Genomic DNA, 20,934 nt, shown 5'->3' with positions numbered 1-20,934 from the left:
CGGAGCCGCTTCACCCCAGCTTCACTCATCGCCCAGCCGGGCGGGACACGGTCCTGCCATGTGCCTGGTGTATCCTTAATGCTCTGCAACAGCGCGCCCAGTCTTGCCGGGCGCACTACCATGAACGACACGTATCCCAGTCGACGCCAACTCGACAAACCGCAGGAAAAGCGCTCACTCCTCGAGCGTCTGACCGACTTCATCTCGCCCGAGCCCGACTCGCGCGCCGAACTTCTGGAAATTTTGCAGGACGCGCACGAGCGCAACCTGATCGACGCCGACTCGCTGTCGATGATCGAAGGCGTGTTCCAGGTGTCCGAACTCAGCGCGCGCGACATCATGGTGCCGCGGGCGCAAATGGACGCGATCAACATCGCCGATAATCCCGCCGAATTCATTCCGTACGTGCTGGAAAAAGCGCACTCGCGCTATCCGGTCTACGAAGGCAACCGCGACAACATCATCGGCGTGCTGCTGGCCAAAGACCTGCTGCGCTACTACGCCGAAGAAGAATTCGACGTGCGCGGCATGCTGCGCCCCGCCGTGTTCATCCCCGAATCGAAGCGTCTGAACGTGCTGCTGCACGACTTCCGTGTGAATCGCAATCACCTCGCGGTGGTGGTCGACGAATACGGCGGCGTGGCCGGCCTGATCACGATCGAAGACGTGCTGGAACAGATCGTCGGCGACATTGAAGACGAATACGATTTCGACGAGGAAAGCGGCAATATCATCGCCTCGCCGGACGGCCGTTTCCGCGTGCGCGCGCTGACCGAGATCGAACAGTTCAACGAGGCCTTCGGCACGCACTATTCGGACGATGAAGTCGACACGATCGGCGGCCTCGTCACGCATCATTTCGGACGGGTGCCGCATCGTGGCGAAAAAGTCCGCCTCGACGATCTGATCTTCGAGATTCTGCGCGGCGATGCCCGACAGATTCACATGCTGCTGGTGCGCCGCGATCCGCTCGCGGGCCAGCGCGAGCGCGAAGCGCAGCACGTGCAGACCTGATCCGGCTTTTCGCCGGGTCTTTTCCCGCTTCTTCAACTCTCACGCCGACCGCGCAACAATGGCCGACCCGATGACTTCCCGTTCGCGCCGCGGCGTGAGCGCTTCTGCCGCCCAGCAAACCCGCGGCCGCACGCTGCCGCGCTGGCACTACCTCGTCGCGCTGGCCGCGGGCGCGGCCAACACGCTCTCGTTCGCGCCGACGCCGCACGGCGGCTGGCTCGAACTCGCAATCTTCGCGTTCTTCTTTGCCTGGCTCACGCGCAGCACCGGCTGGAAAAGCGCGGCGCTGACGGGCGGCGCGTTCGGCTTCGGTAATTTCGTGACCGGCGTGTGGTGGCTCTACGTCAGCATGCATTTTTACGGCGGCATGGCGGCGCCGCTCGCCGGCGCGGCCGTCGTGCTGTTCTCGCTGTATCTGGCGATTTATCCGGCGCTGGCGGCCGGCGTCTGGTCGTTCTGCGCGGGTCACGCGCGCAACGGCGTGGCCATGGACGACGACACGCCGTTCTCCCCAACCTGGCACGGCGCCCTGGCGTTCGCGAGCGCGTGGGCGATCGGCGAATGGTTGCGCGGCACGGTGTTCACAGGCTTTCCGTGGCTGGCGAGCGGTTACGCTCAAGTGGACGGTCCGTTTGCCGGCTTTGCGCCGGTGGCGGGCGTGTACGGCGTCGGCTGGATGCTGGCGCTGGTGGCCGCGCTGATCGTGCAGGCGGTGCTGGCGCTGCTCTCTTCGCGCAAAGCGGCTCGCAACGGCGGCGTCGACCTCAGCAACAGCGGCAAGAGCGACAGAAACGGCAGCGACCGCAATACCGCCGCGAAACCCGGCTTAGCGCGGGTAGCCGTGCCGGCGATCATCGCCTTGGCGCTGATCGCCGCCGGTCTGCTGCTGCCGCTCGTCCAATGGACCGTGCCGGCCAACGCGCCGCTGACCGTGCGTCTGCTGCAGGGCAATGTCAAACAGGAAATGAAGTTCGAGGAATCCGGCATGCGCGCCGCGATCGATCAGTTTCAGCAGATGATCACGTCGAAACCGGCCGATCTGATCGTCACGCCGGAAACCGCCATCCCCGTGCTCGCGCAGCAATTGCCGGCGCCGTTCGCCTCGGCGGTGCGCAACTTCTCGGACTCGACCGGCAGCGCGATCCTGTTCGGCGCGATCGGCGGCACGATCACGCCGGAGGGCCAGGTGATCGACTATACGAACAGCCTGTTCGGCGTCACGCCCGGCACGCGCGACGTGTATCGCTACGACAAGCATCACCTCGTGCCGTTCGGCGAATTCGTGCCGTGGGGCTTCCGCTGGTTCGTCAATCTGATGAGCATTCCGCTCGGCGATTTCTTCCGTGGCGCGCCGGTGCAGAAGCCGTTCATGGTGCACAACCAGCCGGTCGCGGTGGACATCTGCTACGAAGACATTTTCGGCGAAGAGATCGCGCGGACCATCCGCGAAAGCGCTACGCCCGCCGGCGTGCTGGTCAACTCGACCAACCTGGCCTGGTTCGGCGACACGATCGCACTCGACCAGCATTTGCAGATTGCACGCATGCGCTCGCTGGAAACCGGCCGCCCGATGCTGCGCGCGACCAACACCGGCATGACCGCCGCGATCGACGCACATGGCAAAGTGATCGGGCGTCTGACGCCGTACACGATCGGCTCGCTCGATGTCACCGTGCAAGGCACTACGGGCAACACGCCTTATATTACGAGCGGCAATAACACCGTGCTGGCGGTTTCGTTGCTGCTGCTGGCATTTGGCTTTGCGTTCGGGCCGGGCATTACGCGGCGCCGCAACGGTAAGCAATAAGCCGCGTCATTAAACCGCATCAATTCTGCGCGCCGCCTATTTGAAAGCGGCGCGCGCGAATCAAACCACCCCAAAAACACCGCAATAAAAAACGCGCGCCGCGGAATACCGCGAGCGAGCGTTTTTAGCCCAATCAAACTTTACTGGTTCGAAGCAATGCGCTGCTGAATATGCTGCGCCCGCGCCGGCGACGCCGGATGCGAACTCAACATACTCGATTTACCGCCATCCAATGCGGCGAGCTTGTTGAACGCCGTCACCAATCCCGACGGATCGAGATTCTTCTTTTTCTGCAGGTCGAACGAATAATCGTCCGCTGCGCTTTCCTGGGTTTGCGAGAATTGCGCGTTAATCAGCTTCTCGGAAAAGTCGCCGAGTTGCGAACCGGACAGCGCGCCCGCCACGCCGCCCGCCGACGACGCCACCGAGCGCGCCGCCGAAGTCGCATACGCGACCTGCATCGCCTTCTTCGTGTGGCCGAGCGCAACGTGGCCCATTTCATGGCCGACCACGCCGCGCACTTCGTTGTCGTTCATCATGTCCATCAGACCGCTGTAGACGCGCACGCAGCCGTTCGCCATGGCCCACGCGTTGACGTCCTTGGTCATGTACACCTTGTAGTTCACCGGCGTGCCGTTGATGTTGTCGCCCAGTTGCGCGGCGATCTTGTTCAGGCGCTTCTGGTAATTGCTGTTCGCGGCGGCAATCTTGTTTTCGCTGTCCAGCTGCGTGCACGACTTGTCGGTCAGAGCACGCACGTCGGTGTCGCTGAGCGTGGCAGCCTGGGTGGCCATCTGGCCGGACTTGATCAGCGCGGACGGATCGACGTTGCTGATATTCGAGCACGCTGCGAATAAAGCGCAGGCGGAAGCGGCAATGGCAAAGCGGTACGATTTCATGGTGGAAGTCTCTCTGCGATGTTATTCATTTCAGCGGCGCGCTTTTAATGCACCGCCTGTTCGCAACAGGTTGCATATCGGCAGAAAAAGAAACCGATATGTAAATTGCATAAACCTGCATGAACGCATTTACGCCCTGTGACAGACAAAAAAATGCGCCTGACGGGCAGGCGCATTTTTACCACAAATGTAAGCTTCAATTCATGATTCTGGAAGCTTGAATGACACTATTTTGCAAACTTCGCGAGATGGCAGACCACCTTATTCAAAACCAACTATTCAGTCGGAAGGCACCGTGTCGATGAACGACTGACGCAGCGAGAGCTTCTGGAAATGTTTGTCCAGATTTGGATACGGTTCGCGCCAGTTCAATTCCGGCATGCGGAAATCCAGATAACCCAATGCACAACCCAGCGCGATATCGGCAAGCGTGTAGTGATTGCCCGCGCACCACGTCTTGCTGCCTAGTCCCTGCGCCATCGCGATCAGGGCTTCGTCGATCTTGCGTTGCTGCCGCGCCACCCACGCGTCCACGCGCTGCTCCGGCGCGCGCTGCGTGCTTTCAAGGCGAATCAGCACTGCCGCGTCCAGCACGCCGTCGGCGAGCGCTTCCCAGCAGCGAACCTCGACGCGCTCGCGTCCCGACTGTGGAATCAGCTTGCCGACCGGCGAAAGCGTATCCACGTATTCACAGATCACCCGCGAGTCGAACACCGCTTCGCCATCTTCCATCACGAGGCACGGCACCTTGCCGAGCGGATTGAAAGTGTGAATGCGAGTGTCCGGCGCCCAGACATTCTCGGGCACCAGTTCGTAGTCGATCTTCTTGTCGGCCAGCACGATCCGCGCTTTACGCGCGAACGGACTAGCGAGCGAACCGATGAGTTTCATCATTACCATCTGCCTTTATCTGAATCCGGCGAAAGTATAAGTGCTTGGCGTCGTTCACGAGCGTTCAGAAGCGTCGCGCCGACGCTTCGCGAGCCGCACGGGGGCTTGCTGTGGACGGATTGCAACAGCGCTGCGGGCGCGTCAGCCGCCGCTTCCATGAGTATCCCGCGCAAAATAACTCCGCGCATGGGCGCTACAATCGCACGATGAACCAGCCGACCGAACCCACCATCGCCATCGACGTCTACCGCACGCGCCGTGAGCGCGTACTCGCCGCGCTGCGGGCAGCGGGCGGCGGCGTCGCCATCGTCCCCACCGCGCCGGAAGCGCTACGCAACCGCGACGCCGATTATCCCTATCGGCACGACAGCTACTTCTATTACCTGACCGGTTTCACCGAACCCGAGGCGCTGCTGGTGCTCGACGCCAGCGCCGCGCCCGGCGAACCGGCTTCGGTGCTGTTCTGCCGCGAGAAAAACGTCGAGCGCGAAACGTGGGAAGGCTTCCGCTTCGGCCCTGACGGCGCGCGCGAAGCCTTCGGTTTCGACGCCGCGTTCGCCATCGTCGAAATCGATACGCAACTGCCGCGCCTACTGGCCGACAAGCCGTCGCTGCATTACGCGCTCGGCGCCTCGGCGCAACTGGACGAACGGGTACGCGGCTGGCTCGACGCGGTGCGCGCGCAAAGCCGCGGCGGCGTCGCCGCGCCCGCGACCGCGCGCGACCTCATCCCGTTACTCGACGAGATGCGGCTTATCAAAGACGATCACGAACTCGCCATCATGCGCCGGGCCGGGCAGATTTCCGCCCAGGCGCATCGTCGCGCCATGGCCGCGTGCCATCCGGGCGTGCGCGAGTACGAACTCGAAGCCGAGCTGCTCTACACGTTCCGCAAGTTCGGCACGCAGGCGCCGGCTTACACGTCGATCGTCGCGGCCGGCGCGAACGCCTGCGTGCTGCACTACCCGGCCGGCAACGCGATTGCCCACGACGGCGACCTGATCCTGATCGACGCGGCCTGCGAACTCGACGGCTACGCATCCGACATCACCCGCACCTTCCCCGCGAGCGGCCGCTTCACGCCGGCGCAGCGCGAGCTGTACGACATCGTGCTGGCCGCGCAGCAGGCCGCGATCGACGCCACCCGCGCCGGCGCCACCTTCGACGACCCGCACCAGGCCGCCGTGCGCGTGCTGTCGCAGGGCCTGCTGGACACCGGCATCATCGAGCGCGCGAAATTCGCCTCCGTCGACGACGTGATCGCGGAACGCGCCTACGCGCCCTTCTATATGCACCGCACCGGCCACTGGCTCGGCATGGACGTGCACGATGTCGGCGACTACCGCGAACGCGGCGCGCCGCGCGACGAAGCGGGCGCGCTGCCGTGGCGCACGCTGCAAACGTCGATGACGCTGACGATCGAGCCCGGCCTGTATATCCGGCCGGCCGAAGGCGTACCCGAGCGTTACTGGAACATCGGCATCCGCATCGAGGACGACGCGATTGTCACGCCGACCGGTTGCGAACTCATGACGCGCGACGTGCCGGTCGCCGCTGGCGAGATCGAGGCGCTGATGCAGGAAGCCCGCGCGGCACATCGCGGCACATGAAACAAGGAAGTGACTCGCAATGAACGACGTTTCCCAGTCGACGGTGATCCTGAAGCCCGCCAAGGCCGGCCCGCCCTTCGATTTCGACGTGACGATCGTCGGCGCCGGTCCGGTCGGGCTGGCGCTGGCCGGCTGGCTGGCGCGCCGCAGCGCGACGCGGGAGTTGAAGATCGCGCTCGTCGACGCGCGCGAGCCGGAGGATTCGATTGCCGATCCGCGCGCCATCGCTGTGTCGCACGGCAGCCGGATGATCCTGGAGCCGTTGCGCTGGCCCGCCGACGCCACCGCGATCCAGCGTATTCATGTCTCGCAGCGCGGCCACTTCGGCCGTACGCTGATCGATCACGGCGAGCACGGCTTGCCGGCGCTCGGCTACGTGCTGCGCTACGGTTCGATCGTGCATGGTCTCGCCGAGGCGGTGCACTCGAGCCCGGTGCATTGGTTCCGCTCCACTTCCGCTGCGGCGCCGACGCAGGAACTCGACGGCGTCACGCTGCCGATCGAAACCGCGGGCGTCACGCGTCGGTTGCGCACGCGCATTCTGGTGAATGCCGAAGGCGGGCTGTTCGGCGATCAGAAGTCAGCTAAACGCGTGGGAAAACGCGCCGGCAGGAACACCAGCATGAGTGCGGACGAGCAAGCCGGCCACGACGGCGATAGCGACAGCGCCGACTGCCGGGCCGCGAACAGCGCGGCAAAAAGCAGCGATCAGCGCGACGGCCGGAACGACGACGCAGCACGTCGCGCGGCGGGCCGAGGCGCCGTCGAGCCCGGCTCGCGTGACTATGGACAAACCGCGCTGGTCGGCACGGTGACGGTATCCGCGCCGCAACCGCATGTGGCGTGGGAGCGCTTCACGTCGCAAGGGCCGATCGCATTGCTGCCGATGGGCGGCGTGCGCGGCGCCGACTACGCGCTGGTCTGGTGTTGCGCGCCCGAAGAAGCCGCGCGCCGCGCGCAACTCTCCGACGAAGATTTCCTGCGCGAACTCGGCGCCGCATTTGGCGACCGCATGGGCCGCTTCACGCACATCAAGGGACGCGCGTCGTTCCCGCTGGGACTGAACGCAGTGGAAACGCTGGTGAATGGCCACGTCGTCGCGATCGGCAATGCGGCGCAGACGCTGCATCCGGTCGCGGGCCAAGGTCTGAATCTGGGTCTGCGCGACGCGCACGCACTCGCCGACGCCCTGTCGGCGGAAGGTCCGACCCCGCTCGCGCTGGCCACCTTCGCGCAACGCCGCGCGCTCGACCGGCGCATGACGATCGGCGCCACCGACACGCTCGCGCGTCTCTTCACCATCGACTTCGCGCCGCTCGCCGTCATGCGTGGTCTCGCTCTTACCGCGCTCGAATTCCTGCCGCCGGTAAAAACCGCGCTGGCACGGCAAATGATGTTCGGACAGCGCCGCTAGGCGCGCCGCCCGCTCGCGCCGCACAGCCTTTTCGCTCAGCGCGCAAGGGTTCGCGCGAGTAGCGCCGGTTCTATGAATCGGCGCACTTTCATAGAAGATTTAATGGGTTACGACAGGCACATGTCGGGTACCGGCTATCCGTTAACGCTAAAATAGCGGTTTTCTCTCGCATTTCGCGAACGCTCCGATTGACAGAAATTGTGCAATCGGCCGCGCGCGCGTTCACCGCGTCTCACGTTATGCCCACTCTCGGCTCCCACAATCTGCGTAATAACCTGTTCGTCGCGCCTATGGCCGGCGTGACCGACCGGCCGTTCCGGCAACTGTGCAAACGGCTGGGCGCGGGCTATGCGGTGTCGGAAATGGTCGCCTCGAACGCGCAGTTGTGGAAGAGCGAGAAGACCATGCGCCGCGCCAACCACGCGGGCGAGGTCGAGCCGATCTCCGTGCAGATCGCCGGCGCCGATCCGGCCATGATGGCCGAAGCGGCTCGCTACAACGTGGCGAACGGCGCGCAGATCATCGACATCAACATGGGCTGTCCGGCCAAGAAGGTGTGCAACGTGGCGGCGGGTTCGGCGCTGCTGCAGAACGAGCCGCTGGTGCAGCGCATTGTCGAGGCGGTGGTGGGCGCGGTGGGCGTCGGCCCGGACGCGGTACCCGTCACGCTCAAGATCCGCACCGGCTGGAATCGCGACAATAAAAATGCGCTGAGCGTGGCGCATCTGGCTCAGGAAGCCGGCATTTCCATGCTGACCGTGCATGGCCGCACGCGCGCCGACCTGTATCACGGCGACGCCGAATACGAAACCATCGCCGCGGTGAAAGCCGCTGTGCGCATTCCCGTGGTCGCCAACGGCGACATCACCTCGCCGCACAAGGCGCGCGAAGTGCTCGCCGCCACCGGCGCGGACGCCATCATGATCGGCCGCGCGGCGCAGGGGCGCCCGTGGCTGTTCCGCGAGATCGAGTATTTCCTGCAAACGGGCGAGTTGCTGCCGCCGCCGCGCATCGACGAAATCCAGCAGGTGATGAACGAGCATCTGGAAGACCACTACGCGTTCTACGGGGAATTTACCGGTGTCCGCACTGCGCGTAAGCACATCGGCTGGTACACTCGCGGCCTTTCTGGCGCCAACGTGTTCCGGCATCGCATGAATACGCTGGACACCACGCGCGAACAACTCCTCGCCGTCAACGAATTCTTCGACGCCCAAAAGGCGATCTCAGACCGTCTCGTCTACGTCGACGAGACGCTCAGCGAAAACGGCGAGCCGGACCAAACCGACCGACTAGCAGCATGAGCAAGAACAATATCGAACAATCTGTCCGCGACAGCCTGGGCATGTATTTCCAGGATCTCGACGGCTCCAATCCGCACGACGTCTACGACATGGTGATTTCCTGCGTAGAAAAACCTTTGCTCGAAGTGGTGCTCGAGCAGGCCGGCGGCAATCAGTCGCTGGCCGCCGAGTATCTCGGCATCAACCGCAATACGCTGCGCAAGAAACTGCAACAACACGGTTTGCTGTAGCCCGTTGTAATTCGTCGTAGTTTCTTGCGCCCTGCCACGTTTCCCTTCGGCTTTTCGTCTTCATCATGATCAAGCAAGCGCTCATCTCCGTTTCCGACAAGTCCGGCATCGTCGACTTCGCCAAGTCGCTGTCCGACCTCGGCGTTAAGATCCTGTCGACCGGCGGCACCGCGAAACTGCTCGCGGACGCGGGTCTCTCCGTCACCGAAGTCGCCGATTACACCGGCTTCCCGGAAATGCTGGACGGGCGCGTGAAAACGCTGCATCCGAAGGTGCACGGCGGCATTCTCGCGCGCCGCGACCTGCCGGAGCACATGGCGGCGCTTGAGAAGCACGACATTCCGACCATCGACCTGCTGGTCGTGAATCTGTACCCGTTCGTGCAGACCGTGGCGAAAGAAGAATGCTCGCTGGAAGACGCGATCGAGAATATCGACATTGGCGGCCCGACCATGCTGCGTTCGGCCGCGAAAAATCATCGCGACGTGACGGTGGTGGTCGATCCGGCCGATTACGCGGTCGTGCTCGACGAGATGCGCGCGAACAGCAATGCCGTGTCGTACAAGACGAACTTTCGCCTCGCCACCAAGGTGTTCGCGCACACGGCGCAATACGACGGCGCGATCACGAACTACCTGACGAGCCTGACCGACGAACTGCAACATTCGTCACGCAACACGTATCCGGCAACGCTCAACCTCGCGTTCGACAAGGTGCAGGATCTGCGCTACGGCGAAAACCCGCATCAGAGCGCGGCGTTCTACCGCGACCTGAGCGTGCCGGCCGGCGCGCTGGCGAACTACAACCAGTTGCAGGGCAAGGAACTGTCGTACAACAACATCGCGGATTCCGACGCGGCGTGGGAATGCGTGAAGACCTTCGACGTGCCGGCCTGCGTGATCGTCAAACATGCGAATCCGTGCGGCGTGGCGCTCGGTGCGGATGCGCACGACGCATACGCCAAGGCGCTGCAGACCGATCCGACCTCGGCATTCGGCGGCATCATCGCCTTCAACCGCGAAGTGGACGAAGCGGCGGCGCAAGCCGTGGCCAAGCAGTTCGTCGAAGTGCTGATCGCGCCGTCGTTCAGCGCCGAAGCGCGCCAGGTATTCGCGGCCAAGCAGAATGTGCGTCTGCTGGAAATCGCGCTGGGCGAAGGCCATAACGCGTTCGATCTGAAGCGCGTGGGCGGCGGGCTGCTGGTGCAATCGCTCGACTCGAAGAACGTGCAGCCGCGCGAGTTGCGCGTGGTCACGAAGCGTCATCCGACGCCGAAGGAAATGGACGACCTGCTGTTCGCGTGGCGTGTGGCGAAGTTCGTGAAGTCGAATGCGATCGTGTTTTGCGGCAACGGCATGACGCTCGGCGTCGGTGCGGGCCAGATGAGCCGGGTGGACTCGGCGCGCATTGCGAGCATCAAGGCGCAGAACGCCGGTTTGACACTGGCCGGTTCGGCGGTGGCGTCGGATGCGTTCTTCCCGTTCCGCGATGGCCTCGACGTGGTGGTGGCGGCAGGCGCGACCTGCGTGATCCAGCCGGGCGGTTCGATGCGCGATGACGAAGTGGTCGGCGCGGCGGATGAGCACAATATCGCGATGGTGCTGACGGGTGTGCGTCACTTCCGGCATTGATTTGGGTTTGGCAGCGGCGCCTGATTCTTGTTGAAATCGGGTTGCTGGCGAGGGTTGAGGTTTAGAGATGCGGCCTGGTGAAATTATTCGCCGGGCCGTTTTCTTTGGTGCCGGCTTGGTGCGGGCTTCGGTTCGGCGCTTGCGCCGTGTGTGCCGTGTGTGCCACTTGCTTCGGTCCTGCCGTGCTCGCGCCGAGCGCCGTTCAGTCGTCCGGTTCCTTTCTCGCATAGCCGCCGCTCACATCAGCGTGCTGGCTGATATAAGTGCTGAGCCCCTGCCCGCGTTGCGCGAGACGTTTTAACGCAGCGACGTGCCATGCGCCGACGCTCGCCTCGGTGTACCAATACACCGGGCCGTGCCTGAAGCGGACCGCGACGAAATCGTCGCCGATTTCATAAGCCTCGACGCCCGAGTCGCCGCTGAGATTCCGATAGCGCTCCATGTGCAAATGCCTCCTTGCAGCACACCCAGCAGTTTTTATTCCGCCGATATCGCCGCGCGCCGGCCGCCACGCGGCGCGCGTGTTGTAGTATCGCAAGCACCTGGTTTTTACCGCCTTTGCGGCACCTCATGAGAATTCTCGGCATCGACCCCGGCCTGCGCGTGACCGGCTTCGGCGTGATCGAACAAAGCGGCCATACGCTCAGCTATGTCGCGAGCGGCGTCATCAAAACCGCCGACGCCGATTTGCCGTCGCGCCTGGGCACCATCTTCGATGGTATCTCCACATTGATCCGCCAGCATTCACCGGATCAATCGGCGATTGAAAAAGTTTTCGTCAACGTCAATCCGCAATCCACCTTGCTGCTCGGCCAGGCGCGCGGCGCGGCGATCTGTGGACTGGTTGCGGGCGGCGTGCCGGTCGCCGAATATACGGCCCTGCAATTGAAGCAGGCCGTGGTGGGTTACGGCCGCGCAACCAAGGAACAGATGCAACAGATGGTGGTGCGTCTGCTCAACCTCTCCGGCGTACCCGGCACCGATGCCGCCGACGCGCTCGGCATGGCAATCTGCCACGCGCACGGCGGCACGACGTTGAGCACGTTGGGCGGCATCGCGCCTTCGCTGGCGAAGAAGGGGCTGCGGGTGAGGCGCGGACGTTTGGTCGGATAGTTTTACGCGTAACCCGCTGTCCACTCGACGCTCACGCGCTGCGCTACACTCGCCCTTTCTCTCGAGATTGAATTCGCCATGATCGGTCGCATTGCCGGCGTTCTGCTGGAAAAAAACCCGCCGCATCTGCTCATCGACTGCAACGGCGTCGGTTACGAAGTCGATGTGCCAATGAGCACGTTCTACAACCTGCCCTCCACCGGCGAACGCGTCGTGTTGCTCACACAGATGATCGTCCGCGAAGACGCACATCTGCTGTACGGCTTCGGCACCGCGGAGGAACGCTCGACGTTCCGCGAACTGCTGAAAATCTCCGGCATCGGCGCGCGCATGGCGTTGGCGGTGCTCTCCGGCATGAGCGTGCACGAACTCGCGCAGACCGTCACCATGCAGGACGCGGCGCGTCTGACGCGCGTGCCGGGCATCGGCAAGAAGACGGCGGAGCGCCTGCTCCTTGAACTGAAGGGCAAGATCGGCGCCGACCTGGGCGCGATGGCGGGCGCGGCATCGGCATCCGACCATGCCTCCGATATCCTGAACGCACTGCTCGCATTGGGTTACTCCGAAAAAGAAGCATTGGCCGCCGTCAAAAACGTGCCGGCCGGCACTGGTGTTTCCGAGGGCATCAAGCTCGCATTGAAGGCGCTCTCCAAGGGCTGACGCTCAACCCGTGGTGGCGACGACATGCAGGCGATGGATGAAGCTTCGCACACGCCTGTGCGCCGCGCACCCTGGCCATTCGGCCGAGTTTCGCGGCAGGCGGCTCGCGGTACAATGAACGCATGATCGAAACCGACAAACTCGCCGCCGAGCGCATCATCGCGGCCACGCCCGTCTCGCCGAACGAAGAAGCGTTCGAGCGCGCGTTGCGTCCGCGCCAGCTCGAAGAATATGTCGGGCAGGAAAAGGTGCGCGGCCAGCTCGAAATCTTCATTGAAGCCGCCAAGCGCCGCTCTGAATCGCTCGATCACGTCCTGCTGTTCGGACCGCCGGGCCTCGGCAAAACCACGCTCGCGCACATCATCGCGCGGGAAATGGGCGTGAATTTGCGGCAAACGTCCGGACCGGTGCTAGAACGCGCCGGCGACCTCGCCGCGCTGCTCACCAATCTCGAAGCCAACGACGTTTTGTTCATCGACGAAATCCACCGGCTCTCGCCGGTCGTCGAAGAAATTCTGTACCCGGCGTTGGAGGATTATCAGATCGACATCATGATCGGCGAAGGGCCGGCCGCGCGCAGCGTGAAGCTCGATCTGCAACCGTTCACGCTGGTCGGCGCGACCACGCGCGCGGGCATGCTGACCAACCCGCTGCGCGACCGCTTCGGCATCGTGGCGCGGCTCGAGTTTTATAACGCCGAGGAACTGGCGCGTATCGTCACGCGTTCGGCGTCGCTGCTCCATGCGCAGATCCATCCGGACGGCGCGTTGGAAATCGCCAAGCGCGCGCGGGGCACGCCGCGAATCGCGAACCGTCTGCTGCGGCGCGTGCGCGACTTCGCCGAAGTGAAGGCCGACGGCAACATCACCGCGCAAGTGGCCGACGCCGCGCTCAAAATGCTCGACGTGGATGCAGTCGGCTTCGACCTGATGGACCGTAAGCTGCTCGAAGCAATTCTGCACAAATTCGACGGCGGCCCGGTCGGCGTCGACAATCTGGCGGCGGCAATCGGCGAAGAACGCGACACGATCGAAGACGTGCTCGAGCCGTATCTGATCCAGCAAGGCTTCCTGCAACGCACACCGCGCGGCCGCGTCGCCACGATGCTCACGTACCGGCATTTCGGCCTCGCCGCGCCGGATTCGTCGAGCGGCCTGCCGGGTCTGTGGGATTCGGCCGCGACCTGAGCGGCACACGTCACGCCCCACGAGACCGAATCAGGATGTCCGACCAAACCAGGCAGCCCAACTCGTCCAACGGTCTCGCGCAACTTCTCACCGGCAAGCTCCGCTCGAAACTGGCCGCCGGCGTCACGCATCTGACAAGCGGCAGCGGTCCCACGCTCGACTACTCGTCGCCTCCGGGCGACCCCGGCCTGTTCGGCCCAGATTCCGTATGCTGGAAAGTCCACGCCGATTTCACATCCATGATGACGGGCGGCATCAGCGCGCTTCTGCTTCAGGCGCTGCACCCGCTGGCCCTCGCCGGCGTGTGGGACCATTCGACGTTTCGCACCGATATTCTCGGCCGCCTGCGCCGCACCGCGACTTTTATCGCGGGCACGACCTTCGGCAGCCGGCACGACGCGCTGGCACTGATCGAACGTGTGAAGCGCATTCATCTTGGCGTGAACGGCGTCACGCCTGACGGCCAGCCCTACCGCGCGAGCGAACCCGAGTTGTTGACGTGGGTGCATGTCGCCGAAGTGTCGAGCTTCATGACCGCGCACCTGCGCTATGTGAACCCGGCACTGCCGATTGCCGCGCAGGATCAGTACTTCGCCGAGACCGCGCGCATTGCCGAGATGCTCGGCGCGTCGAACATTCCGCGCTCGCGAGCCGAGATCGACGCTTACTTGCTCGCGATGCAGCCCGGGCTCGTCGCCGGCGAACGCACGCGTGAAGTCGTGAGGGTTCTGCTGAACGCGCCCGCCCCGAGCCTATCGATGCGCCCGGCCGGTGTGTTGATGTTCAACGCCGGCGTCGACCTTCTGCCTGATTGGGCACAGTCGATGTTGGGATTCGAGCGCTATGCCGTACTTCGCCGCGCGGTGGCCAGGCCCGGCGTGCGGCTGGTGGCGCCGGTCATTCGCTGGGCGCTCGTGAATGGTGTGTCGAAACGGGCGCGCCGACGCGTGGCCGCGGGCGTACGCGAACCGGAATAACGCGAGTGGCGGCGCTCGAACGCGCACAAACTGCGCAATCAAACGTCAGCGATAACAACCGCATGAATATGCGCGTAAATCGCGACATCGATCTTCGGCGGCCCGAATTCGCGGGACGCGCGCGAACCGTTCGAATCAGCCGCGCCAGATCACGCCGTCCTGTCGCCCCACGCCAATCATCGCCCCGGCTCCGGCACCTTCTTGAAACTGTCGTCCGCGCTCGGCGCATCGAGATGCGAGACGTCCGCCCACGACACGATCGTCGCCTTGCCATTGTCGAAATCCACGGCGTTCACGCTCGTGTTCAGCAACGGATAGTTACGTGGTGCATCGAGCGCCAGACCGCAAGCAAAGCGTCGCACGCAATCGAGCACGCCGCCATGCGCGACGCAGGCAATCCGCCCACCAGGATGCGCGGCGACCAGCGGTTCGATCGCGTGCAGCACGCGATGGTAGAGCGTGCGCAGCGACTCGCCTTCCGGCGGCGCGAAGCCCGCATCGCGGGTCTGCCAGTGCGCGTATTCATCGGGGAAACGCAGGGCGATCTCGTCGCTATCGTGGCCTTGGAACGCGCCGTATGAACGCTCGCGCAGACCTTCGCGCAACTGCAGCGGCAAGCCGAGCGCATCGGCGATCGGCTGCGCGGTTTGCTGCGCGCGTTGCAGGTCGCTCGAATAGATCGCGTCGAGCCGCGCGCCCTGCTTCGCCTCATCGGCCATGCGGCGCGCGAGGCGCTGCGCCTGCGCCAGCCCCGTCGTAGCGAGCGGAATGTCGATGTGACCTTGAATGCGCTTGATGCGGTTCCAGTCGGTCTCGCCGTGCCGGATGAACAGAATCTGCGTCGTCATGGGATGAAAGTGGGCGCCTTGGCCGGTGTTGCCGAGCCGCTATTGTCGCAAAAGCGGCTGGAGGATGGATGCGCACACCAAGGTGCGCATTGAAGGACAAAGCTCAGGCGTTCGTCTGCAGCCAGAACGTGACCGGCCCGTCGTTGACGAGCGAGACCTGCATGTCGGCGCCGAACTCGCCGGTCTCAACGATCGGATGCTTCGCCCGCGCCGCCGCGACGAAGTAATCGAAGAGGCGCTTGCCTTCATCCGGCGGCGCGGCCGGCGTAAAGCTCGGGCGCAGGCCGCTGTTGGTGTCCGCGGCCAGCGTGAATTGCGACACGAGCAGCAAGCCGCCCGCGCGCCCGGCGCCATCGAGATTTTGCACGGAAAGATTCATCTTGCCGGCGGCATCGCTAAACACCCGATAGCCGAGCACCTTGGCCAGCAGCCGGTCGGCAGCCGCCTCGGTGTCGCCGCGTTCGGCGCACACGAGCGCGAGCAGGCCAGCCTCGATCGCGCCCGTCACGCGGTCGGCCACGCGCACTTCCGCGCGCCGCACACGCTGGATCAGCGCGATCACCGGCGCGACTCCGTTTGCGACACGCTGAACATCAGGCTGTCAGCGTAACGCGTGCAAAGCGGCGCTTGCCGACCTGCACGACGTATTCGCCGGCTTCGACCTTCAGGCCCTTGTCGGACACGGTCGCGCCATCGATCTTCACGCCGCCCTGCTCGATGTTGCGCAGCGCTTCGCTAGTAGACGGTACGAGGTTGGCCTGCTTGAGCAACTGGCCGATCGCGAGCGGCGCGCCCGCAAGCGTCACGGCCGGGATATCGTCCGGCACGCCGCCCTTCGCGCGATGGTTGAAGTCTTCGAGCGCGCGCTCGGCATCGGCTTGCGAGTGGAAGCGCGCGACGATTTCCTGACCGAGCATCACCTTGAAATCGCGCGGATTGCGGCCCGCTTCGATTTCCTTTCTGAAGCCGGCGATTTCGTCCATCGGACGGAACGACAGCAGTTCGAAGTAACGCCACATCAGCACGTCGGAAATGCTCATCAGCTTGCCGAACATGTCGGTCGGCTTTTCGCTGATGCCAATGTAATTGTTCTTCGACTTCGACATCTTCTCGACGCCGTCCAGCCCTTCGAGCAGCGGCATCGTCAAGATGCATTGCTGTTCCTGGCCGTATTGCTTCTGCAGCTCGCGGCCCACCAGCAGGTTGAACTTCTGGTCCGTGCCGCCGAGTTCGAGGTCCGCGTTCAACGCGACCGAGTCATAGCCTTGCATCAGCGGATACAGGAACTCGTGGATCGAGATCGGCACGCCGCCCTGAAAACGCTTGGTGAAGTCTTCGCGCTCGAGGATCCGCGCCACCGTGTAGCGCGACGCGAGCTTGATCATGCCATCGGCGCCGAGCGGCATCGACCATTCGCTGTTGTAGCGGATCTCGGTCTTTTCGCGGTCGAGCACGAGCGCGGCCTGATCGAAATACGTCTTCGCGTTGGATTCGATCTGCTCGCGCGTGAGCGGCGGACGCGTGGCGTTGCGGCCCGACGGATCGCCGATCAGCGACGTGAAATCGCCGATCAGGAAAATCACGGTATGACCGAGATCCTGCAACTGGCGCATCTTGTTCAACACGACCGTGTGGCCGATGTGGATGTCCGGCGCGGTCGGATCGAGCCCGAGCTTGATACGCAGCGGCTTGCCCGTAGCCGCGCTCTTCGCGAGTTTTTGCGCGAATTCGTCTTCGATCAGCAGTTCGTCGACACCGCGCTTGGTGACGGCGAGGGCGTGACGGACTTCGTCGGTGATCGGGAAAGCGGCAGCGGGGTTAGGCTTGGTGGACTCGGTGCTCATGCTGGAAACGTGAAGTCGCGAAAAAAGGAGATTGTCCCATAGATGCGCGCCGCCGCGCCCACTGACGCAGCCACAAGCGCGCCGCCAGCGCGCGATTTCCGCATTCGACGTCGTGCCGCCGGCGTCGCGACGCTTCATATTCGACCGCGCTTCGCCCGATAATCTGCTACAACGGATCGCAACGAACCATCGAGAGGAGCAGCAACGTGGCGCAAGACCCCGCAGACGGCGTCTATTTTGGATTGATGTCCGGCACCAGCATGGACGGCGTGGACGGCGTGGCCGTCAGGTTCGCGCAAGGCAAGCCGCCGGTGGTGCTGGCCGAGGCGTTTGTTGGCTTTGCCGCGGGTCTGCGCGACGCATTGTTCGCGCTCCAGCAACCCGGCGACAACGAGATCGAACGCGAGGCTCTGGCCGCCAATGCGCTCGCCACGCGTTACGCCGTTTGCTGCCACGAACTATTGCACGGCAGCCGCGTGCCGGCTGCGGAGGTGCGCGCGATCGGCGTGCATGGGCAGACGGTCCGGCATCGGCCGGAAAAAGGCTATACGCGGCAGATCAACAACCCGGCGCTGCTCGCGGAAATGATGCATATCGACGTAATCGCCGATTTCCGCAGCCGCGACGTCGCGGCCGGCGGCCAAGGCGCGCCGCTCGTGCCGGCTTTTCACGCCACGGTGTTCGGCGCAAAAAACGAAACGCGGGTGGTCTGCAATCTTGGCGGCATCAGCAATATCACGATTCTGAATGCGACCGGCAGCGTGCGCGGCTTCGACTGCGGCCCGGCCAACGCGCTGCTCGACGAGTGGGCGCAGCGCCATCTCGGCAAACCGTTCGACGAGAACGGCCATTTCGCGGCGGGTGGCCAGGTGGATCGCGCGCTGCTGAATGCATTGCTCGACGAACCGTTTTTCAGCCAACAGCCGCCGAAGAGCACCGGCCGTGACCTGTTCAACGCGGAATGGCTCGATGCGAAGCTGCAGCCGTTCGCCGGGCTCGATCCCGCCGATGTGCAAGCAACACTGGTTGCGCTCACCGCGGTGACGGTCGCGCGCGAGATCGAGCGGCACGCGTCGGACGCGAGGGCCGTCTATGTCTGCGGCGGTGGCGCGCGCAACCCGGAGATTCTGAAGGCTCTTCAGCAGGCGTTGGAGGACAGCGGCGTCAGCGGCGTTCCCGTCATGACCACCGATGCGCTCGGCGTACCGCCAAGCCAGGTCGAGCCGCTTGCTTTTGCCTGGCTTGCGATGCGCTGCGTGGCGCGTCTGCCCGGCAATCTGCCGGCGGTGACAGGCGCGTCAGCCGAGCGCGTGCTCGGGGCGATCTATCCGCGTTGAGCGCCGCGCGAGATTCGGGTGCAGAAAACAAGAAACGGGGCCGAAGCCCCGTTTCTTGTTTCAACCAGTCATTCAGCGAGCCATTACACCGAGAACGACGAGCCACAACCGCACGTGGTCGTTGCATTCGGGTTCTTGATAACGAACTGCGCGCCGTTGATGTCGTCCTTGTAGTCGATCTCAGCGCCCACCAGGTACTGGTAGCTCATCGAATCGATCAGCAGCTGGACGCCGCTCTTGTTCATGACGGTGTCGTCTTCGTTGACGGCTTCGTCGAAGGTAAAACCGTACTGAAAGCCCGAGCAGCCGCCGCCCTGCACGAAAACGCGCAGTTTGAGGTCCGCATTGCCTTCTTCTTCGATCAGTTGCTTGACCTTGTCAGCCGCTGCGTCGGTAAAAACGAAGGGGGCGGGCATCTCGGTCACGGGTGTATCGGTGACTGCGTTCATTCGAACTCTCCAAAAAGCTTCTAACCGCTATTGTAGGGCTGATCTCGATATCGTGCTGAAGCCCACAAAATCAATAGGTTCTTACTGAGAATCAGTGGACTGCACGTTCTGCCGCCGCCAGCCTGACTAAGCGTGATGAATCGCCGCGCTGGTGACGAATTCGCTGCTCCGGCACCGCACCGACCCGCGAGTCCATGAAAAAAGCCGCCTTCGCGAACGCGTTGGCGGCTTTTGCAGCACACCGGCCCGAAAGCCGGTTTGCACCCGAAACGATTAGCGCTTCGAGAATTGCTTCCGGCGACGTGCCTTGTGGAAACCGACTTTCTTACGTTCCACTTCACGTGCGTCACGCGTAACGAAGCCAGCCTTCGACAGTTCCGGCTTCAGCGTTGCGTCGTAGTCCATCAGCGCGCGGGTGATGCCGTGGCGAACCGCACCGGCTTGACCCGTTTCACCGCCACCCGTCACGTTGACCTTGATGTCGAACGTAACGCCGTGGTTCGTGAGTTCCAGCGGCTGACGCACGATCATCAGCGACGTTTCGCGCGAGAAGTAATCGGCGATAGGCTTGCCGTTCACAACGATATCGCCCTTGCCTGCCTTGATGAAGACGCGTGCGACGGCGCTCTTGCGGCGGCCCGTGCCGTAATTCCAGTTACCGATCATGTGGGCTCCCCTTAGATCTCGAGCGCTTTCGGCTGTTGTGCCGAATGCGGATGCGTTGCTTCAGCGTAGACCTTCAGCTTCTTGATCATCGCGTAGCCGAGCGGGCCCTTCGGCAGCATGCCCTTGACCGCTTTCTCGAGCGCACGGCCCGGGAAGCGTTCTTGCATCTTGCCGAACGTCGTTTCATAGATACCGCCCGGGTAGCCCGAGTGGCGATAGTACTTCTTGTCAGTAGCCTTGTTGCCCGTGACCTTCAGCTTGCCGGCGTTGATAACGATGATGAAATCACCGGTGTCGACGTGCGGAGTGAATTCAGGCTTGTGCTTGCCGCGAAGACGGTGTGCCACTTCGCTGGCGACACGCCCGAGAACCTTATCCGTCGCGTCAATCACGTACCATTCACGCGTAACCTCATGGGCTTTTGCGGAAAACGTCTTCATGATCGATCCAAAAAAATTGCTGCGCCCAATGTGTTTTTTCCTGCTTGTAGTGTGCGCATCGAGGCGCGTGCAGGCTCTCCCTGGTTCTTCCTCCGCGGGCGCGGATGCGGAAAAGCCTTGAATTATAATGGAATTTGCTACGGCAAGTCAAAACGTACAGGAGTGTGCGTGAGATTGCGCGGGAATCCGGTAGTTGAAAGCGTGATTTAGCGAGCTATCGCGCTCTAACCGGCTGGTCGTCGCGCAGCACGCGGGCGAAAAAAAACCCGAACGAGCGGTTCGGGTTTAATCCACCAAAGGAGGAGGTGGAGGAGACAAAAACGATTATATGAGCCGACCTTGTGCGACGCAAGAACATTTGCAATGCGAAATACGATTTCATAATGTGGAAACTTGGTTATTTGGCTCGTAGACGAGAAATTTCCTTTAAAATCAAACACTAAATGGCAACTTGGTGGCCGCATCGACGGACATCGTCTAGAGTAAAAACCCTAAATCTGTCAGGGCATTCCCGAATCGCTTGAACATGCCGCGGCGCAACACGCAAGCCGTCATCGGGCATAACTTGAGGCAAACGTCGCCTCGGGCAGATACGCAAACACCGGGCTACAAT

Annotated in this window: 21 protein-coding genes; 12 read left to right on the top strand and 9 right to left on the bottom strand. The window is 63.2% G+C overall.

What is annotated here, in order from left to right:
- Window positions 1–120 precede the first annotated feature (120 nt).
- Entirely contained in the window at window positions 121–1,014 is an 894-nt protein-coding gene (locus tag ACFSNN_RS28755; protein WP_041758566.1) for an HlyC/CorC family transporter, read from the top strand.
- Window positions 1,015–1,072: 58 nt separating this feature from the next.
- Complete coding sequence (gene lnt / locus ACFSNN_RS28750) at window positions 1,073–2,821, top strand: apolipoprotein N-acyltransferase (protein WP_134457847.1); 1,749 nt, start codon at window positions 1,073–1,075, stop codon at window positions 2,819–2,821.
- Between the two features lie 140 nt (window positions 2,822–2,961).
- On the opposite strand, the gene loiP is transcribed toward lnt, so the two are convergent.
- On the bottom strand, window positions 2,962–3,720 hold the full coding sequence (gene loiP / locus ACFSNN_RS28745) for a metalloprotease LoiP (RefSeq protein ID WP_012434294.1): 759 nt from the start codon (window positions 3,718–3,720) through the stop codon (window positions 2,962–2,964).
- A 279-nt stretch (window positions 3,721–3,999) separates the two neighbouring features.
- Entirely contained in the window at window positions 4,000–4,614 is a 615-nt protein-coding gene (locus ACFSNN_RS28740) for a glutathione S-transferase C-terminal domain-containing protein (protein ID WP_208949499.1), read from the bottom strand.
- A gap of 203 nt (window positions 4,615–4,817) precedes the next feature.
- Between ACFSNN_RS28740 and ACFSNN_RS28735 the strand changes: the two genes are divergently transcribed.
- From ACFSNN_RS28735 to purH, 5 genes are all read left to right on the top strand, one after another.
- Complete coding sequence (locus ACFSNN_RS28735; protein WP_134457845.1) at window positions 4,818–6,221, top strand: aminopeptidase P N-terminal domain-containing protein; 1,404 nt, start codon at window positions 4,818–4,820, stop codon at window positions 6,219–6,221.
- Between the two features lie 19 nt (window positions 6,222–6,240).
- The gene (locus ACFSNN_RS28730; protein ID WP_134457844.1) at window positions 6,241–7,635 is read left to right on the top strand and encodes a UbiH/UbiF/VisC/COQ6 family ubiquinone biosynthesis hydroxylase; all 1,395 of its coding nucleotides are present in this window, start codon (window positions 6,241–6,243) and stop codon (window positions 7,633–7,635) included.
- A 239-nt stretch (window positions 7,636–7,874) separates the two neighbouring features.
- The gene (dusB, locus tag ACFSNN_RS28725) at window positions 7,875–8,939 is read left to right on the top strand and encodes a tRNA dihydrouridine synthase DusB (protein ID WP_134457843.1); all 1,065 of its coding nucleotides are present in this window, start codon (window positions 7,875–7,877) and stop codon (window positions 8,937–8,939) included.
- Window positions 8,936–9,169 carry a Fis family transcriptional regulator gene (locus ACFSNN_RS28720; protein ID WP_007180440.1) on the top strand — a complete coding sequence of 78 codons (234 nt, stop codon included), beginning with the start codon at window positions 8,936–8,938 and terminating at the stop codon, window positions 9,167–9,169. The genes dusB and ACFSNN_RS28720 overlap by 4 nt, the downstream gene beginning before the upstream one ends.
- Before the next feature lie 65 nt (window positions 9,170–9,234).
- Complete coding sequence (purH, locus tag ACFSNN_RS28715) at window positions 9,235–10,800, top strand: bifunctional phosphoribosylaminoimidazolecarboxamide formyltransferase/IMP cyclohydrolase (protein WP_134457842.1); 1,566 nt, start codon at window positions 9,235–9,237, stop codon at window positions 10,798–10,800.
- A 202-nt stretch (window positions 10,801–11,002) separates the two neighbouring features.
- On the opposite strand, the gene ACFSNN_RS28710 is transcribed toward purH, so the two are convergent.
- Window positions 11,003–11,242 carry a hypothetical protein gene (locus ACFSNN_RS28710; protein WP_134457841.1) on the bottom strand — a complete coding sequence of 80 codons (240 nt, stop codon included), beginning with the start codon at window positions 11,240–11,242 and terminating at the stop codon, window positions 11,003–11,005.
- 128 nt (window positions 11,243–11,370) lie between these two features.
- Between ACFSNN_RS28710 and ruvC the strand changes: the two genes are divergently transcribed.
- The 4 genes from ruvC to ACFSNN_RS28690 all read left to right on the top strand — a co-directional run bounded on the left by ruvC (window position 11,371) and on the right by ACFSNN_RS28690 (window position 14,737).
- Window positions 11,371–11,913, top strand: a complete 543-nt coding sequence (ruvC, locus tag ACFSNN_RS28705) for a crossover junction endodeoxyribonuclease RuvC (protein ID WP_134457840.1) — start codon at window positions 11,371–11,373, stop codon at window positions 11,911–11,913.
- 78 nt (window positions 11,914–11,991) lie between these two features.
- On the top strand, window positions 11,992–12,573 hold the full coding sequence (ruvA, locus tag ACFSNN_RS28700; RefSeq protein WP_106284023.1) for a Holliday junction branch migration protein RuvA: 582 nt from the start codon (window positions 11,992–11,994) through the stop codon (window positions 12,571–12,573).
- A gap of 122 nt (window positions 12,574–12,695) precedes the next feature.
- Window positions 12,696–13,760 carry a Holliday junction branch migration DNA helicase RuvB gene (ruvB, locus tag ACFSNN_RS28695; protein WP_134457839.1) on the top strand — a complete coding sequence of 355 codons (1,065 nt, stop codon included), beginning with the start codon at window positions 12,696–12,698 and terminating at the stop codon, window positions 13,758–13,760.
- Between the two features lie 35 nt (window positions 13,761–13,795).
- Window positions 13,796–14,737: an oxygenase MpaB family protein gene (locus tag ACFSNN_RS28690; protein WP_134457838.1), complete on the top strand. Its 942-nt coding sequence runs from the start codon at window positions 13,796–13,798 to the stop codon at window positions 14,735–14,737.
- 176 nt (window positions 14,738–14,913) lie between these two features.
- Here ACFSNN_RS28690 and ACFSNN_RS28685 read toward each other — a convergent pair whose 3' ends face one another.
- The 3 genes from ACFSNN_RS28685 to tyrS all read right to left on the bottom strand — a co-directional run bounded on the left by ACFSNN_RS28685 (window position 14,914) and on the right by tyrS (window position 17,429).
- Window positions 14,914–15,585, bottom strand: coding sequence for a histidine phosphatase family protein (locus tag ACFSNN_RS28685; RefSeq protein WP_134457837.1), 672 nt, complete (start codon window positions 15,583–15,585; stop codon window positions 14,914–14,916).
- A 103-nt stretch (window positions 15,586–15,688) separates the two neighbouring features.
- Window positions 15,689–16,147, bottom strand: a complete 459-nt coding sequence (gene dtd, locus ACFSNN_RS28680) for a D-aminoacyl-tRNA deacylase (protein ID WP_134457836.1) — start codon at window positions 16,145–16,147, stop codon at window positions 15,689–15,691.
- Window positions 16,148–16,178: 31 nt separating this feature from the next.
- The gene (gene tyrS / locus ACFSNN_RS28675) at window positions 16,179–17,429 is read right to left on the bottom strand and encodes a tyrosine--tRNA ligase (RefSeq protein ID WP_134457835.1); all 1,251 of its coding nucleotides are present in this window, start codon (window positions 17,427–17,429) and stop codon (window positions 16,179–16,181) included.
- A 206-nt stretch (window positions 17,430–17,635) separates the two neighbouring features.
- Between tyrS and ACFSNN_RS28670 the strand changes: the two genes are divergently transcribed.
- Window positions 17,636–18,766, top strand: a complete 1,131-nt coding sequence (locus ACFSNN_RS28670; RefSeq protein WP_134457834.1) for an anhydro-N-acetylmuramic acid kinase — start codon at window positions 17,636–17,638, stop codon at window positions 18,764–18,766.
- A gap of 83 nt (window positions 18,767–18,849) precedes the next feature.
- On the opposite strand, the gene erpA is transcribed toward ACFSNN_RS28670, so the two are convergent.
- The 3 genes from erpA to rplM form a co-directional block, all read right to left on the bottom strand.
- Window positions 18,850–19,215 carry an iron-sulfur cluster insertion protein ErpA gene (erpA, locus tag ACFSNN_RS28665; RefSeq protein ID WP_007180424.1) on the bottom strand — a complete coding sequence of 122 codons (366 nt, stop codon included), beginning with the start codon at window positions 19,213–19,215 and terminating at the stop codon, window positions 18,850–18,852.
- A gap of 273 nt (window positions 19,216–19,488) precedes the next feature.
- The gene (gene rpsI / locus ACFSNN_RS28660) at window positions 19,489–19,881 is read right to left on the bottom strand and encodes a 30S ribosomal protein S9 (protein ID WP_011489810.1); all 393 of its coding nucleotides are present in this window, start codon (window positions 19,879–19,881) and stop codon (window positions 19,489–19,491) included.
- 11 nt (window positions 19,882–19,892) lie between these two features.
- On the bottom strand, window positions 19,893–20,321 hold the full coding sequence (rplM, locus tag ACFSNN_RS28655; protein WP_020069304.1) for a 50S ribosomal protein L13: 429 nt from the start codon (window positions 20,319–20,321) through the stop codon (window positions 19,893–19,895).
- Window positions 20,322–20,934 lie beyond the last annotated feature (613 nt).

The sequence above is a fragment of the Paraburkholderia dipogonis genome (genome assembly GCF_042680985.1).
GTDB classification, from domain to species: domain Bacteria; phylum Pseudomonadota; class Gammaproteobacteria; order Burkholderiales; family Burkholderiaceae; genus Paraburkholderia; species Paraburkholderia phytofirmans.
This window is presented reverse-complemented; position numbering and strand designations above follow the sequence as displayed.